Consider the following 16,361-nt stretch of genomic DNA (forward strand, 5'->3'; position numbering starts at 1 on the left):
CCATGGGTGACTTTCTGCTTCTTGCCTTCATCTTCCTGAGTGCCGGCGTGATCGCAGTGCCGATCGCGTCGCGTCTGGGGCTCGGATCGGTGCTGGGATACCTGCTCGCAGGCATCGCGATCAGCCCGCTCCTCAGCGCGATCGATGTCGATGTGACCGCGATCCAGCAATTCGCAGAGTTCGGTGTCGTGATGATGCTGTTCCTGGTCGGTATCGAGCTTGACCCGCGACGGCTCTGGGATCTGCGCGCAAAACTTCTCGGTCTGGGCGGATTACAGGTTGCCCTGACAGTTGTGGCCTTGATGGGTATCGCCATGCTGTTCGGTTTCAGCTGGTCCGTTGCCCTCGCAATCGGCCTGATCCTGATGTTGTCGTCCACGGCGATCGTGCTTCAAACCCTGCAGGAAAAAGGGCTGTTGAAGTCCGATGGCGGGCAGGGGAGTTTTTCCGTTCTCCTGTTCCAGGATATTGCCGTCATACCGATGCTGGCGCTGATCCCGCTGCTGGCCTTGCCAGAGCTCATGCCGTCTGCGGCGGATAGTGTGCAGGCCGCATCGGGCGACGATGGCGGGTCTCTCAGCCTTGTTGATGGTCTGGCCGGCTGGCAGCAGGCGGGTGTGACCATTGCGGCCATTGCCTTTGTCATCCTGGGCGGAAGCTATCTGACCCGGCCGATTTTCCGTTTTATCGCCATGGCGCAATTGCGCGAATTGTTTACCGCAACGGCCTTGATGATCGTCATCGGCATCGCCCTCCTGATGACCCTGGTGGGGCTTTCACCGGCGCTCGGTACATTCCTTGCCGGTGTCGTTCTGGCCAACAGCGAATACCGGCACGAGCTTGAGAGCGATATCGATCCGTTCAAAGGTCTGCTGCTCGGTCTGTTCTTCATCACCGTTGGCGCCAGCATCAATTTCGCTCTGCTGTTTGCGGATTTCTTGCCCTTCTTCGGCGCCGCTGTAGGGTTCATGGCGGTCAAGGCCGTGGTCATGCTCGGACTGGCCATCGCGTTCAAGATCCGCGGCGCCGACAAATGGCTATTTGCTCTGGGCCTCGCACATGCCGGCGAATTTGCTTTCGTGCTCCTGTCGCTGTCGGTCGCCAATTATGTCATCCCGCAAGTGCTGGCCGATCAGCTCCTGCTGGTGGTTGCGCTGTCGATGCTCATCACACCGCTTCTCTTCATCCTGTTCGACAAGGTCATTGCCCCGGCATACGCCAAACAGGGCGAGGAAAAAGCCGATGAGATCGATGAGAACAAGCGCATCATTATTGCCGGACACGGCCGTTTCGGTGGCATTGTAAACCGCATGCTGCGCCGCGAAGGCTATGAAACGACGGTCCTCGATTATAGTTCCGAACAGCTTGAAATGCTGCGAACTTTCGGCTTTCAGGTCTATTTCGGTGATGCGACCCGGCCGGATCTGCTTCATGCCGCCGGCATTGCTGATGCGAACATGCTGATCATCGCCATCGATGACAAGGAGCAGATCACCGCGCTGACCCGCTATGTCCGTCAGCATTCTCCCGATGTGCATATCATCGCCCGGGCGAAGGCCAGGCAGCATGTCTATGATCTCTACGCTGCGGGATGCCGGGATATCATCCGTGAAACCTTTGACAGCGGTGTCCGTACCGGACGCTCGGCCTTTGAGGCCCTCGGCGTGCACCCGTTCGAAGCGGAACGCATGGCGCGTGGGTTTGTCCGTTCCGACCGTGAAGCCATTGTTGAAATGGCGGCCTTGTATGATCCCGATATTCCGATCCACCAGAACCCGGCCTATGTCGCCAAATCGCGGGAATTGACCGAGCGGCAAAATACCGAATTGCGCCAGGGTCAGCGGGCCTTTTCCGGCCGCAATGAACGCGGTTGGGTGCCGCCCACGCTGGACGATGTTGATGCGGAAGAGGGGAGCGACGGGAAAAAAGCCGGCGACTAAGCCGCCGGCTGCTTCTGCTCCTTCATGGGATGTCGGGCCTCGCGCTGAAACGGCAGCAAGCCGGCAAGGGCCGCATCCAGCGTGGCGTGGCGAAATACAAATCCGGCTCTGAGGGCCTTGGCCGGAACGACATTTTGGCTACCCAGAAATATCTCCCGCCCCATCGCCCCCAGAGCGGTCTTTAACAGTGTCGCCGGTACGCTCAATACAGCCGGGCGTTTGAGTGCGCGGCCCAGGCAACCGGCGAAAACGGCATTGGTAACCGGATTGGGCGCGACGGCATTGAGCGGTCCACGCAGATCCGGTTCGGCCATGCAAAACCCGATGAGCCGCACGAGATCGTCTCTCGTGATCCAGCTGATCCAGTGATCGCCTTTGCCGAACGGCCCGCCGAGGCCGAATTCAAACGGGAAGAGCATTTGCCCCAGGGGCCCGCCGGCCGTGTCCAGGGTTAAACCGATGCGCAGATAAACGGTGCGCACGCCGAGCCATTCCACTTTGGCCGCTTCATTCTCCCAGTCCCGGCACAGGGCATGGGAAAAACTGCCATCGTCTGCCAGCTGTTGATATTCGTCGACCGGGTCATCCTGCCGCGCGCCGTAAATCCCGATTGCCGACCCGTTTATCAGCACCTCCGGTTTGTAGATCAAACGGTCGATCAGAGCCTTGATCGCGGCGGTGGTCTCAACTCTCGACGCACGAACCCGGGCTTTATAGCTTTCACTCCATAACCCGCCCGCTACGGGCTGGCCGGCCAGATTGATGATTGCATCGATGTGTTCGCTTTCATCGATTTGCTCCAGATCGGTGACGATCTTGAGCGGGCTGCCCAAGGCGGCCGCCTTCTCCGGGTCGCGGGTCAGCACCGTGATGGCGTGGCCCTGGGCAAGCAGCGCTTCAATCAGCCGGCTGCCGATGAAACCGGTGGCGCCGGTGACAAGGACATGCTGACGCGCCAGCCGATCGTCCAGAAGCGTCCGTGCGGGCGCATTCGGTAGCCGGGCAAGCCGCCGGGCCGCAAGGATGTCGCGCACGCCGAACAGCGTGACAGCCGGTGCGGCGAGGGCGAGGGGCAGGGCCCAAAACCCGTATTGCGCCCAGACCAGACCGGCCGGCTCTGTTGCGGTCCAGCTCACCAGGACTGGCAGGAGGAGGGCCAGGATGGCTCCGTAGTTCAGCGCCAGGAGCGTATGCAGTACGCGTTCGCTGGCCGGGAGTTTGCGGGTTTGATCCTCTTCGACAAAGTCCTTGAGTGTGACCAGAACCTCGATGGCGAGCAGGGCGACGAGTGTCCAGGCGAGCGGTCCATGCAGCTGCAACAAAGCCAGGGTCGCGAAGATGACGCCATAAATCAGATTGCGGATCCCGTGTAACGCCAGCTCATGGCGCTGGGAGGGGCGCCAGCTCAGCCGCTCGGTGAACTCATGATGGAAGATCATGTCGAACGCCCCCATCGCGACCTGGATATAGATGAGTATCCAAAGTGTCGTGGTCATGTCAGGCCTCCTTCATGTCTTCAAAATAGAGCCTCTGGTGCAGCAATTCGCCGAACCAGGGATGGATGAGATCGAGGGTGAAGTGGAAGGCGGTGTCGCCAGCCGGGTGATGGCCTACAGTCAGGTCCCCCGGTGCCAGCCAGTGGGGCAAAGCCAGGTCCAGCCCGAAACCCCGCCAGCGGTAACCGGCGCTTTTGAACATCAGCGCATCACCAGCGACTTCCAGCGTTAGCGCCATGGCAAAGCCCGCCCCGATACGTTCTTCCAGCCCGGTCGGGCCGGCAAAGGCTTTGACGCTGTGAATGATCTGCGGCAGTCCGCGCGGGCCAGCGTATTGCCGCGTCCAGATCTGCCCGCCGCTGGCTGCGTCCCGGGTAATGGTGACCACGGCAGGGCCGTCATCGGTTTTTGCCTGCAAAGGCAGCGGTGCGCCGATCAAGCGGAGGATCTGGGTGAGTACTGCCCCGATGGCATTGCGCCGGGTTTCGACCACATGACCGCGGTACACAACGCAGTCCCTGGCGCCAACATATTTGAGGAAGCGGCGGCGGACACTGGCCGGCAAGCTGGCCCATTGCCGCCCGGTTTTGCGGGCGAGGCGAATATCGAATGGTTCAGCTGCGGCTGGAACCGTCTGCGGTATTACTGCCAGTTTCATCTCGGTCGCCTCCCATCATTCATTTCTGTATAGACAGAAATGTAAGGCTAAATATGAACCTACTCGTCCGGTTTCTTGGCCTTGCCGCCGAAGCCGAGGAGGCCGACAATCGTGTTGCCCATCTTGATCATGCGGAGCAGGGTCGCCGGGGGAACCTTGAGCATCTGGCCGTACCAGCGATCCATGCTGCCGGTGAATTCCTGCATGTTTTTCAATCGTTCCCGTTGAGTGGCGCTAACCCGGCTATCGCCTTCCGCTTCCGCCAGGCAGGCGTCCAGGGTTTCAAGGGCCGGGTTGAGCTCGCGCTCCTTACGGACATTGGCGATGCGCATGGCCATTTCCCAGACATCGTCCTCGGCGGCAAAATGGTCACGTCGATCTCCGGGAACGGGAACGCGTTTTACAATCTTCCAGGCCTGCAATTCCTTCAGCGAATTCGACACGTTCGAGCGCGCCACCCCCAGGGTTTCGGCGATCTCCTCGGCATTGAGCGGGCGATCGCTGACATAAAGCAGAGCATGAATCTGAGCGATGGTGCGGTTGACGCCCCACTGACCGCCCATATCCCCCCATTGCAGGATAAAGCGCTGGATGGCCGGCGGGAGTTGATCGAACTTGTAAGTAATTTCTGTCATGACAGAAATGTAGTATAGCCATGCTTGTAAGGCAAGCCTTCATGCGTATGCGGTGCTTGAAGCCGTCGGCGCAGCGGATTATGTGCTGCACATGGCCAATCTGATCGACAATACCGCCCGCCAGGATGCGCGCGCTGCGCGCCACCCGGAAAAGCAGAAGCGACCGGACAGTCCGATCCTGCGCAAGCCGGACTGGATTCGCGTCAAGGCGCCGCTTGGCAAGACGTTTTCCGAGACCCAGAAGATCGTCAAGGACGGTGGTCTGGTCACCGTGTGTGAAGAGGCGGGCTGTCCGAATATCGGGGAGTGCTGGGATCAAAAACACGCCACCTTCATGATCCTCGGCGACACCTGCACCCGCGCCTGTTCCTTCTGCAATGTGAAGACCGGCCTGCCGGGCGCTGTCGACACCGACGAGCCGCGCCGTATCGCGGAAGCTGTTGCCCAGATGGGCCTCAACCACGTCGTCATCACCTCGGTTGACCGCGATGATCTCGATGATGGCGGAGCGCAGCATTTCGTCGACGTAATCGAGGCCATTCGCGGCAAATCCCCGGGCACCACGATCGAGATCTTGACCCCGGACTTCCTGCGCAAGGACAACGCAGAAGACATCGTCATCGATGCCCGGCCCGACGTCTTCAACCACAATCTGGAGACCGTGCCGCGTCTCTACCTCTCGATCCGGCCGGGCGCGCGCTATTACCACTCCCTGCGCCTGCTTGAGCGGGTGAAGCAACGCGACCCGTCCCAGTTCACCAAATCCGGCATCATGGTCGGCCTCGGCGAGAGCAAGGAAGAGGTGATGCAGGTGATGGACGATATGCGTTCGGCCGGGATCGATTTCCTGACCATCGGCCAATACCTGCAGCCCACGCGCAAGCATGCGGCCGTGGACCGGTTTGTCACGCCAGATGAGTTCAAGGCCTATGAGACCATTGCCCGGGCCAAGGGCTTCCTCATGGTCTCCGCAACCCCGCTGACGCGGTCGAGCCATCATGCCGGCGATGATTTCAAGAAACTGCGCGCAGCGCGGGATCAGCAGCTGGCACGGTCGTGACCACCGAACTGACCGAGCGTCTGCGTCTGTTTCACAGCCCGGAAGACTTGTTCGGCCTGGTGTCGGACGTCCGCCGTTATCCCGAATTCATCCCGCAGATCACCGCCATGCGGGTATCCAATGAGCGCACTGATGGAGCCGTCACGGACCTGACGGCAGAAGCCCGGGTCCGCTACAAGTTTGTCACCGAGCGCTTCACCAGCCAGGTCCGGGCCGACGCTGCGGCTCACACCATTGATGTCGGCTTCGTGGCCGGCCCCTTCCGCGTGCTGGAAAACCGCTGGCGTTTTCATGCCCTGTCGGACGGATCCAGCCTGGTCGATTTCTACATCAATGCGGCGTTCCGCAACCCGGTTCTGCAAATGCTGCTCGACAGCAATCGCGACCGCGCCGCCCGTGTACTGGTCAATCGGTTTTCGGCGGAAGCGGAACGGCGCTTCGCACCCGCAGGCGATCAGGCTCTCGATCTAGCGGAAGAAATCAACGCCCTGGGATAATAATCCGAGCGCCGTTCTCACGCTCTGTCGGCGCACCTCACCGCGTCCGCGATCACCAAAACGATGAACCTGCGTGCGCACGGGCCCATCGCGGTGAGCCAGGCCGAAATGCACCAGGCCGGCAGGCTTGCGGGCTGATCCGCCCGGACCCGCAACTCCCGTAATGGAAACCGCGATATCGGCATTGGACCGTAATAGCGCTTCCTGGGCCATCCGCCTGGCGACCTCGGCGGATACGGCGCCATTGGCATTGATGATCGCCATCGGGATGCCGAGCAGCTCAGCCTTGGCTTCATTGGAATAGGTGACGAAGCCCCGGTCGAGAATATCCGACGATCCCGGGATTTCGGTCAGCAGGGCGCAGACCATTCCGCCGGTGCAGCTCTCAGCCGTGGCAAACATGACGCCGGCGGTGCGGGCACGGTCGAGAAGGGTTGTGGCGCTATCAATCAGGTCGGGTTGGAACATCAGCCCATTCTCGCAGTCGCTACGGCTTGCGCCGCCAGGCCCTCACCCCGCCCGGTAAAACCGAGTTTTTCTGTCGTGGTCGCCTTGATATTGACCCGCGCCAGGGGCAGGCCGAGCAGTTCCGCAATCCGCTGACGCATGGCATCGCGGTGCGGTCCGACCTTCGGGCGCTCACAGATTATCGTGATATCCGCGTGGACGATTTCGCCTCCCGCCTGGCCCAGAAGTTCCAGCGCGTGCATCAGAAACTGATCAGACGAGGCGCCGGACCAGCGCGGGTCGCTGGGCGGAAAATGCTGACCGATATCACCCGCTCCGGCGGCGCCCAGGACCGCATCGGTGAGGGCATGCAATCCGGCATCGGCGTCGGAATGCCCAACCAGGCCGAGGCCGGCATGGATCTCCACGCCGCACAGCCACATCACCTCGGCGGCTTCCAGCCGGTGCACGTCATAGCCCTGACCGGTAACAAAAATTGGCTCGCTTGCGCGCAACATGGTTTCAGCTTTCTGGAAATCTTCCGGGCGTGTGATCTTGAAGTTTGCCGGATCGCCGTCGACGATCGCGACCGTCATGCCGGCGCTGGCGGCGACGCTGGCATCATCGTGCATGGCATCGCAACCGAGGCGGGAATAGGCCTGCATCAGGGGCTGGTAGTGAAAGCCCTGTGGGGTCTGGGCTGCAAATACTTCATCCCGGTTGAGCGAGCCGGTCATTTCCCCATCGCGGGCGGATAACAGCGCATCGGTCATGCCAAGCGCGGGCAGGGCGGCTTCGGCGGTCAGCAACTTGTCGAGCACGCTTTGGATTAAAGCGCGGGAGACAAAGGGGCGTGCGGCATCATGGATCAGCACGCTATCGACCGCGGCGGTCTCCAGGGCGTCCAGTCCGGCGCGCACAGAGGCGGTGCGTGTGGCTCCGCCAAAAGCGATCCGTGTTTGAAGCCCCAACTGATCGAAACGCGCCTGATCATCGGTATTGATCACAACGCAGATCTCAGAGCCCGGCAGAGCCTGCTGAAAGGCACGAACCGTGCGAGCGAGGACCGCCTCACCGGCGATCTCGCGATATTGCTTGGGACGGTCGCCGCCAGCGCGTTCTCCGCGCCCGGCCGCTACGATAATCACACCGGTTTTCAACGCGCAGTCCTATCCGTTGCCGCGGCGCAGCATACTCGTTAGCTTGCCCGCTTACGACGCACTGCCCGGATTTGTCCAGTCGCATGGCCTTTTCAATTGCCCAATACACCATCCCCTCGCGGGCCGTGCTGGCCCCGATGTCGGGTGTGACGGATCTGCCGTTTCGTCGCCAGGTGCAGCGTTTCGGAGCCGGTATGGTGGTCTCCGAAATGGTCGCCAGTGATGCGCTTGCGGCCGGGCGGGTGGATATGGTCCGCAAGGCCCAGGCCGATGCCAGCCTGTCACCCTGCATTATCCAGCTCGCTGGCCGCGAGGCCCGCTGGATGGCGGAAGGGGCCAAGATTGCCGTCGATGCCGGGGCCGACATCGTCGACATCAATATGGGGTGCCCGGCACGTCAGGTGACGAAGGGCTTGTCCGGCTCCGCCCTGATGCGCGATCTCGATCATGCCCTGGGTTTGATTGAAGCGACGGTTGCGGCGGTTGATGTTCCGGTGACGCTGAAAATGCGCCTGGGCTGGGATCATGACAGTATCAATGCCCCCGAGCTCGCTCGCCGGGCGCAAGACGCCGGGGTAAAGCTGGTCACCGTGCACGGGCGCACGCGGCAGCAATTCTACAAGGGCGAGGCGGATTGGGCAGCGGTCCGGCCCGTGCGTGAGGCGATCACCATTCCGCTCATCGTCAACGGTGACATCTCGACCTCCAGCCAGGCCCAAACCGCGCTCGACCAGTCCGGCGCCGATGCTGTGATGATCGGCCGGGCCGCTCAGGGCTTGCCCTGGCTGGTCGGGATGATTGGTGCCGAGCTTGAGGGTCGTACCCTGCTCGTGCCCTGGGCTTCAAAGCTTGATGCATTGCGCCGGCAGTTTGATGACAGTCTTGCCTTCTATGGTGAGGAACTGGGAACCCGGATGATGCGCAAACACTTCGCCTCCTTCGCGGATGCGGAATTGAGCGGAAATACAATTTCCCAGGCGAAACAAACCCTTTGCCGGAGTTTTGAACCTGAGGACATCCGGGACTGCCTTGCGCGCCTTGAGCCGAGCCCACGGCGCGATGCGGCATGAGTGCTGACCTGCCGGATCGTATATTCCTTGCGGCCGCTGATCACGCGGTCAGCCCGCTTTGGGTGTTCTCACCGCAACTCGACCTGATCTGGTCCAACATGGCGGCCCAGGAATGGCAGGGGCTGGAACGGCTGAATTTCGATGCCGGAACACCGCCGGGCGCCCCCGACACCGTATCCGGCGTATTTCACGCCATTCTCGAACGGGCGCGCGATGAGCGGCGAGATGTGACCCATCGTGAACCGGTCGCCTATGGCGAGCCGTTTGAAATCCATGTGCGATGGTCGGGAGATGATCAGTGGCTGGTGGTCAATCTGATCGCCTTGCACACGCCGCAGCGCGAAGCCCCGGCGGGTCTGCAGGCACTGGGCTTTGGCCGCATGCTGGCACATGAGTTGAAAAACCCGCTCGCCAGCATCCGGGGCGCGGCGCAACTGATCGAAGCGGATGCGGAAAGCGAGGATATGGCCGGGCTGGCCGTGTCCATCCGTGAGGACAGCGACCGGATTACCCGCCTCGCAGATCACTGGAGCCAGGTTGGCGATATCGATCTCGCAGCCCCGCAGCGCGATAGCGTCAACCGGCTGTCGGTTGACGCGCTGGATAACTGGAAACGAGGCCAGGTCCGCATCGCTGCCAAGCTTGTGCAGCAATTCGACCCGTCATTGCCCGACATCCATGGTGATGCGGATTTGCTCGGGCAGTGCCTGATCAATCTGCTCGACAATGCCGCGAGTGCTGTTGAAGGCCTGGACAGCGCAGAAATCCAGATCCTGACGCGCTTCGATCCGGCTGCACGCGCGCCCGAAACGGGAGCCGCCACACCGATTACATTGATCGTTCGGGATAACGGTCCGGGCATTGATCCGGTGATCCGGCCGGGACTGTTCACACCTTTTGTAACCTCCAAACCGGCGGGTGAGGGGCTGGGGCTGGCGTTTTGCGCCCGCGTCATGGCCTTGCATGATGGCTGGATCGATTATCACAGCGAGCGCGGCCATACCGAGTTCCGGTTACGCCTGCCGCGCCTGACGGAGACGGATTGATGGCGGGCCGGGTTGTATTGCTCGAGGATGATGAAGGCCTGCGCAATGTGCTCGTTCGGGCGCTGCGCAAGGCTGGTTATGAGGTCCGGGCCACCGCATCTCCGCAGACCGTGGAAACTTGGCTGCGCCGCGGGGAGGCTGACCTCCTGCTCGCCGATGTCCTGCTCGACGGCGAAAATTTCATCACCCGCCTGCCACAGGTGATGCGCTTGCAGAAGGATCTGCCAGTTATCCTCATGAGCGCGCAATCAACCGCGCGAACCGCGATCGGCGCCGAGCGTGAACGCGTATTTGATTATTTGCCGAAACCGTTCGATCTGAACCACATGATCGACCGCGTCGGAGCCGCTCTGGCGCCGCTGAATCTCAAACAGAGCGAGCAAACCGAGACATTCGGACTGATTGGCCGGGCGCCAGCGATGCAGGACAGTTTCCGGGCTCTGGGACGGGCGATCCGCGGGCGAAGCCATGTCCTGATCATCGGCGAGAGCGGCGTTGGTAAACAGCTTTCCGCTGACCTGGTCCTGGCCGAGCGGGGCTATCCCAAGGACCAGATCCAGCGTCTGACCCGGACCCATAAACCGCAGCAGGTGTTTGATCTGGTCCAGGCCGGCGGTCCGATGATCGTTTTACGTCTGGACCGGTGGAGCGAAGAGGGCGCCTCTGCCTTGCTGGACGGGCTGGATTGTTCCGCGTCTGCGGAAGTCATAGCGACGGCGCGCAGCCTCGAGTTTGATCCGGCGCTGGCGCTGCGGCTGGGTGAATGCCGTATCGAGCTGCCGCCCTTGCGGCAACGCCGGGAAGATATCCCGGAAATCGCCCGGGCCATTGCCCGGCAATATGTCAGCGAGCAGGGGCTGCGCGGAGCGCTGCTTTCCGAGGCGGCTCTAACCCGGCTCCAGCAAGGCGTCTGGCCCGGCAATATTGCGCAATTGCGGACGGTTGTGGCGCGCGCGGTGCTGGAAAGCGGCCAGGATCATGTCAGTGCCGAGCAGGTTGAAGAGCTGCTGCGCGAAGCGCCCATCGAAGTAAGCTCTGAGGATCAGGTTTTCGACCGGGCGGCCGCAACTGCGCTCGCAGCGGGCGTCTCCAGGCAGGCCTCCCTGGACGAGCTCGATCGGGCCTTGATCCGGGCGGCCCTGCATAATTGCGGTGGCAACAAATCCAAGGCGGCTGAGAAATTGGGTATGAACCGCAACACCTTGGCCCGCCGGCTAAGCGATCTGGGCCTGGATATCGACTAGCTTGTTGCCGTTGGGGCACGGCTGTTGATTTCTCGCAACATGCGGGTAAGACTACCCGCAAACTGCGAATGGTATTCGGTTTGTCCTCAACGGGAACGCATACACTGATCCGGAATATTTCCCCGCGTTCCGCTGCGCTTTTTGTGGCTGGGTTGGTCATTGCGACCTTGATCCTGGTCGGTACAGCAGTGGCTGTGCTTGGCGGGTTCGGCACGCTTGATCCGGGAAACCCGCTGGCCCTCTACATTCTCGGTGGCAATGCCGCCTTGCTCGTCGTGCTCGGTCTCGTCGTCGCTGTCCGCCTGCGTCGCCGCATCGGCGGGCGTGGATTTGGCGAGCCCGCCCCGCGCCTTCACCTGCGCTTTGTCGGCCTGTTCGCCCTGGCCGCTGCAACGCCGGCCGTATTTGCCGCGATCTTTCTCGGGGCCGTTCTGTCGCGAGGCGTGGAGTACTGGTTTGGCGAGCAGGTGAGCAGTTTCGTGGAGACTACGCGCCAGACCTCGCAGGCGGTGTTCTTCGAAGAGGCCGAAACGACCCGGGGCCGGATGAGCCGCATCTCGGCAGAGATCGAGACCGATGAAGCGGTCGACATGTTCCGCAACAGCCGTATCCAGTTCAACCGGATTTTCGCCGCCGTTACAGCGCGGGCACAGCTAGATGCGGCCTATATCATCGACCGTAGCGGCACCCGGCTCGCGGAAGCGGAATTCCGGGCCGATGAAGTCTACATCCCGCCAACAGCCGTGATGTATGACGATGCCGATGAAGGTCTGGCGGGAACAACGGGACCCTTCTTTTCCGTCCGCGCCGGCTTGCCCGAAGGCTCGGAAGCCATGCGCATGCTGTTCCGGCTGGAAAACTACGACAGCGCCTATCTCTATGTTTCGCGCGAGATGGATATGAGCCTGTGGCGCGACATCCTCAACGCCAGTGAGTCGCTGCGTGTGGTGCGCGAAAGCGAAGCCAATGCGAGGTCGGTCTTCTTCCTGATCTATGCCGAGGTCGTGGCGCTGATCATTATCGGTGCAATCTGGCTGGCCCTGTCCGCTGCGACACGCGTGGTGACGCCGATTTCACGCCTGGTGGCTGCAGCCGAGCGGGTGCGGATCGGCGATCTTGATGTTCGCGTTCAAATGGGTCGCGAGGATGATGAGATCGCGGCCCTCGGACGCGCCTTCAACCGGATGACACGGCAATTGCGATCTCAGCGTCGTGAATTGATCGAGTCCCACGCCGAGTCCGAACAGCGCCGCGCCTTCACCGAAGCCGTACTGGCCGGTGTCAGCGCCGGCGTCATGGGGGTCGATCCGGGTAATCGGGTCACCCTGATCAACCGCTCCGCCGTCAGCCTGTTGAGCCCGGGCACGGATGACCTGATCGGCACGCCGGTCGAGGAGATATCCGAGGAACTGGCCGCGGTCGTGGAACAGGCCCGTCGCCGCCCAGGCATTATCGCCGAAGCCCAGGTCGATATCGAAACCGCCGACGAGCAGACCCGACATCTCTCGGTCCGTGCGACGATGGATGAAGAGGCCGGTCTGATCGTGACCTTTGACGATGTCACCCGGCTGGTAAACGCGCAGCGTAATGCCGCTTGGCGCGACGTAGCCCGACGCATTGCGCACGAAATCAAGAACCCGCTGACACCGATCCAGCTCTCAGCCGAGCGGATTAAGCGCAAATATCGCGCAGAAATCACGACGGATCTGGACACGTTTGACCGCTGTACCGACACGATTGTGCGCCAGGTGATGGATATCGGGCGCATGGTCGATGAATTCTCATCCTTCGCCCGCATGCCGCAGCCGAAAGTGGAAGTCGTGGAAATGGGCGAGCTGACCCAGGCCGCCGTTTTTGCCCAACGGGTCGCGTCGCCGAAGATCGAAGTCGGCTATGATACCGGTTCTGAAAAGATTTTCGCGCTGTGTGATGCCCGCCTGTCGAGCCAGGCCCTGGCCAATATCCTCAAGAATGCGGCCGAGAGCGTGTCGAGCCGGATGAAGAATGAAGTGGGTGGCGATTTGCCCGGCCGGATCGATGTCTCGCTCCGGTCGGATGAGGAGTTTGCCATCGTTGAGGTTTGCGATAACGGCCTGGGCTGGCCAACGGCAAACCGCGAACGCCTGACCGAACCTTACATGACGACGCGTGAGAAGGGCACGGGCCTGGGTCTCGCCATCGTCAAACGGGTGATGGAAGACCATAACGGACGGCTGGAACTGGACGTGCCGGAAAGCGGCCCCGGCGCCGTTGTCCGCCTGGTTTTCCCGCTCGCCCAAGATACTGAAACCATGATGCCTAGCGTACAGGAGGCCTGATACATGGCACGTGACATCCTGATCGTAGACGATGAAGCCGATATTCGTGAGCTCATCGGCGGTCTTTTGGAGGATGATGGCTACGAAACCCGCGAGGCCGGCGACGCCGATGGAGCCTTGCGTGAAATTCGTGCGCGCAAGCCCTCCCTGGTGATCCTGGACGTCTGGCTGCAGGGTAGCCGGCTCGACGGGATCGAGCTGCTCGACGAGTTCAGCGCCATCGATCCGAACCTGCCGGTCATCGTGATTTCCGGACACGGCACGATCGAAACGGCGGTCGCGGCGATCCAGAAGGGCGCTTACGATTTCATCGAAAAGCCCTTCAAGAGTGACAAGCTGTTGCTGACCGTGGCACGGGCGCTGGAAACCAGCCGGCTGCGTCAGGAGAATGCGGAGTTGCGCGCGCGGTCTGAAGTGCAAAGCACGCTGATCGGTTCGTCCTCAAGCATCGTGCAGGTCAAACAGCTGATTGACCGGGTGGCGCCGACCAATAGCCGCATCATGATCAAAGGACCGTCCGGCGCCGGCAAGGAGTTGGTCGCGCGGCAGATTCACGAGAACTCGCCGCGCGCGAGCGCCGACTTCGTCGCCGTCAGTGCGCCCGGCATTTCCCCGGAACGCTTTGAAGAAGAGCTGTTCGGACGTGAGCACGAGGACGGCAAGCTGAAACACCCCGGCCTGCTTGAGCGCGCCCATGGCGGCACGCTTTATCTCGACGAGATCGCCGACATGCCGCAGGAAACGCAGAGCAAACTCCTGCGTCTGCTCGTCGAGCAACGCTTCCGGCGCGTCGGTGGCACCGAGGACGTGAAAGTTGATGTTCGGGTCATTTCCAGCTCGGCGCGCGATCTGCATTCCGCGATCGAAGCGGGGGCTTTCCGGGAAGACCTTTATCACCGCCTCGCCGTGGTCCCGGTGAATGTTCCGGCCCTGGCCGAGCGGCGTGAAGATGTCCCGGCACTGGTCGAGCATTTCCTGCACAATCTGACCGCCTCGGCGGGCCTCCCGCGCCGCGGCTTTGGCGATGATGTTATGGCGGCGCTGCAAGCCCACAGCTGGCCGGGCAATGTCCGCCAATTGCGCAATAATGTGGAGCGCTTGCTGATCCTGGCCACCGGAGCCCCGGATGAACCGATCACACTGGCGTCTTTGCCGTCTGAAGTGGTGGCACGGGATAATCAGGAATCGGGTTTTGACAGCGAGAAAATGATCGCGTTGTCGCTACGCGAGGCCCGGGAGAGCTTCGAGCGTGAATACCTCAAGGCACAGATCGATCGCTTCGGCGGCAATATCTCGCGTACCGCCGCCTTTATCGGCATGGAACGCTCCGCCTTGCACCGCAAACTGAAATCCCTGGGGGTAGGCGGACCGCAAAAGGATGCGGCGCCGACCTCGTCCTGATAGGGTGCCGGCATGAAAGCCATCGTTTGCGGCGCGGGTCAGGTCGGGTTCGGCATCGCTCGCGCGCTCGCCCAGGAAGGCAATGCAGTTACGGTTGTCGATTGGTCCACCGATCTAATCGACAATATCGTCACGGACCTCGATGTGCGCGGTGTCGTCGGGCATGGCTCGCATCCCGACGTGCTTGAGCGGGCCGGAGCGGCGGATGCCGATCTCATCGTGGCCGTCACCCATTCCGATGAAACCAATATGGTGGCCTGCCAGGTCGCCCATTCTCTGTTTGAGACCCCGATGCGGATCGCGAGGGTCCGGGCGCAGAACTATCTCGACCCGGCCTGGGGTGACTTGTTCACCACCGGAAACCTGCCCATCGACGTCATTATCTCGCCCGAACTTGAAGTGGGGCGGGCGATCCTGCAGCGCGTGGAAACTCCGGGCGCCTTCAATACTGCGGTGTTTTCCGGCGGCCGGGTTCAATTGCTGGGTCTGAGGCTGGAGGAAAGCTCTCCGGCAGCGGGCTCGTCGAGCGAGCAGCTGATGGAGCTTTTCCCCGATTTGCGCGTCGCCGTTGTCGGCGTGCAGCGGGAACAGACACTGTTCATTCCGCAGCCCGGGGATCCCTTGCTGGCGGGTGACGATGTCTACGTCGTCACGCCGGGCGCACAAGCGCGCCGGGTGCTGGACATTTTCGGCCGCGACACCGAGGCCGTCCGCCGCGTGGTGATCGTCGGGGCCGGGAATATCGGGGTTTATGTCGCCCGGGCCCTGGAGCGTGCCGGCGGGGTGAAGGTCAGGCTGGTAGAGGCGAATAAGGCCCGCGCCGAGGCGGCCGCCGAGCGACTCAAGAAAACCGTCGTGCTGCATGGCGACGGCCTTGATGCCCGTATTATGCGCGAGGCCGGCGTGTCCGATGCGGAGCTCGTGGTCTGCGTGACCAATGATGACAAGGTCAACATGCTCTCCGGAGTCATGGCCAAGCGGGAAGGGGGGCAGCGCGCCCTCAGCCTGATCAATGAGCGCGCATTCGAGGACTTGCGCGAACCTTTAGGGATCGACGTCCTGATCGACCCGCGCGCCACGACCGTCTCGACCATCCTGCAGCATATCCGCCGCGGCCGGATCACCGGGTTGCAGACGCTGGGTGGAGGTCAGGCCGAAGCGCTTGAAGGCATAGCCTTGGCTACATCCCCGCTCGTGGGGCGTCCGATACTCGACCTTGATTTACCCGATGGCGTTGCGCTGGGTGCTGTGGTGCGTGGCGATCAGGTGATTCTGCCCGGGGATGATGAACGCGTGCGCGAGAATGACCGCGTCCTTCTATTCTGCAGCGCTGCGATGATTGCCAAGGTCGAGCACCTGTTCCGGGTCAGTCTGGAATATTTCTAGGAT

The 16,361-nt window shown here is 61.8% G+C and carries 14 protein-coding genes; 9 read left to right on the forward strand and 5 right to left on the reverse strand.

Annotated elements, in window-relative coordinates; genetic code table 11:
- Window positions 1-2 precede the first annotated feature (2 nt).
- On the forward strand, window positions 3-1,940 hold the full coding sequence (locus tag Q1V57_RS08960) for a monovalent cation:proton antiporter-2 (CPA2) family protein (protein ID WP_300529800.1): 1,938 nt from the start codon (window positions 3-5) through the stop codon (window positions 1,938-1,940).
- Here Q1V57_RS08960 and Q1V57_RS08965 read toward each other — a convergent pair.
- From Q1V57_RS08965 to Q1V57_RS08975, 3 genes are read right to left on the reverse strand one after another with little or no spacing between them, the layout of a single operon-like run.
- A complete protein-coding gene (locus Q1V57_RS08965; protein ID WP_300529802.1) occupies window positions 1,937-3,436 on the reverse strand; it encodes a TIGR01777 family oxidoreductase in 1,500 nt (499 codons plus the stop codon). The two genes, Q1V57_RS08960 and Q1V57_RS08965, sit on opposite strands and share 4 nt — an antisense overlap.
- Window position 3,437: 1 nt before the next feature.
- Complete coding sequence (locus tag Q1V57_RS08970) at window positions 3,438-4,094, reverse strand: DUF4166 domain-containing protein (protein WP_300529804.1); 657 nt, start codon at window positions 4,092-4,094, stop codon at window positions 3,438-3,440.
- Window positions 4,095-4,153: 59 nt separating this feature from the next.
- The gene (locus Q1V57_RS08975; protein WP_300529806.1) at window positions 4,154-4,729 is read right to left on the reverse strand and encodes a MarR family transcriptional regulator; all 576 of its coding nucleotides are present in this window, start codon (window positions 4,727-4,729) and stop codon (window positions 4,154-4,156) included.
- A 91-nt stretch (window positions 4,730-4,820) separates the two neighbouring features.
- On the opposite strand from Q1V57_RS08975, the gene lipA reads away from it, so the two are divergent.
- Together lipA and Q1V57_RS08985 are read left to right on the forward strand one after the other, a co-directional pair.
- Window positions 4,821-5,789, forward strand: coding sequence for a lipoyl synthase (gene lipA, locus Q1V57_RS08980; RefSeq protein ID WP_366145121.1), 969 nt, complete (start codon window positions 4,821-4,823; stop codon window positions 5,787-5,789).
- Complete coding sequence (locus Q1V57_RS08985) at window positions 5,786-6,286, forward strand: type II toxin-antitoxin system RatA family toxin (protein WP_300529810.1); 501 nt, start codon at window positions 5,786-5,788, stop codon at window positions 6,284-6,286. Before lipA ends, Q1V57_RS08985 begins: the two co-directional genes overlap by 4 nt.
- Here Q1V57_RS08985 and Q1V57_RS08990 read toward each other — a convergent pair.
- Complete coding sequence (locus Q1V57_RS08990; RefSeq protein WP_300529812.1) at window positions 6,257-6,754, reverse strand: CinA family protein; 498 nt, start codon at window positions 6,752-6,754, stop codon at window positions 6,257-6,259. The genes Q1V57_RS08985 and Q1V57_RS08990 overlap by 30 nt on opposite strands.
- On the reverse strand, window positions 6,754-7,893 hold the full coding sequence (locus tag Q1V57_RS08995; protein ID WP_300529814.1) for a bifunctional 2-C-methyl-D-erythritol 4-phosphate cytidylyltransferase/2-C-methyl-D-erythritol 2,4-cyclodiphosphate synthase: 1,140 nt from the start codon (window positions 7,891-7,893) through the stop codon (window positions 6,754-6,756). The genes Q1V57_RS08990 and Q1V57_RS08995 overlap by 1 nt, the downstream gene beginning before the upstream one ends.
- Window positions 7,894-7,976: 83 nt before the next feature.
- Between Q1V57_RS08995 and dusB the strand changes: the two genes are divergently transcribed.
- The 6 genes from dusB (at window position 7,977) to trkA (ending at window position 16,358) form a co-directional block, all read left to right on the forward strand.
- The gene (gene dusB, locus Q1V57_RS09000; RefSeq protein WP_300529816.1) at window positions 7,977-8,963 is read left to right on the forward strand and encodes a tRNA dihydrouridine synthase DusB; all 987 of its coding nucleotides are present in this window, start codon (window positions 7,977-7,979) and stop codon (window positions 8,961-8,963) included.
- Entirely contained in the window at window positions 8,960-10,009 is a 1,050-nt protein-coding gene (locus Q1V57_RS09005) for an ATP-binding protein (protein ID WP_300529818.1), read from the forward strand. Before dusB ends, Q1V57_RS09005 begins: the two co-directional genes overlap by 4 nt.
- On the forward strand, window positions 10,009-11,253 hold the full coding sequence (locus Q1V57_RS09010; RefSeq protein ID WP_300529820.1) for a response regulator: 1,245 nt from the start codon (window positions 10,009-10,011) through the stop codon (window positions 11,251-11,253). The genes Q1V57_RS09005 and Q1V57_RS09010 overlap by 1 nt, the downstream gene beginning before the upstream one ends.
- 143 nt (window positions 11,254-11,396) lie before the next feature.
- The gene (locus Q1V57_RS09015) at window positions 11,397-13,571 is read left to right on the forward strand and encodes an ATP-binding protein (protein ID WP_300529822.1); all 2,175 of its coding nucleotides are present in this window, start codon (window positions 11,397-11,399) and stop codon (window positions 13,569-13,571) included.
- A 3-nt stretch (window positions 13,572-13,574) separates the two neighbouring features.
- Entirely contained in the window at window positions 13,575-14,972 is a 1,398-nt protein-coding gene (locus tag Q1V57_RS09020) for a sigma-54 dependent transcriptional regulator (RefSeq protein WP_300529823.1), read from the forward strand.
- Between the two features lie 12 nt (window positions 14,973-14,984).
- Window positions 14,985-16,358, forward strand: a complete 1,374-nt coding sequence (gene trkA / locus Q1V57_RS09025; protein WP_300529825.1) for a Trk system potassium transporter TrkA — start codon at window positions 14,985-14,987, stop codon at window positions 16,356-16,358.
- The last annotated feature ends 3 nt before the right edge of the window (window positions 16,359-16,361 follow it).

The organism is Maricaulis sp. (assembly GCF_030149425.1).
Classification (GTDB): Bacteria; Pseudomonadota; Alphaproteobacteria; order Caulobacterales; family Maricaulaceae; genus Maricaulis.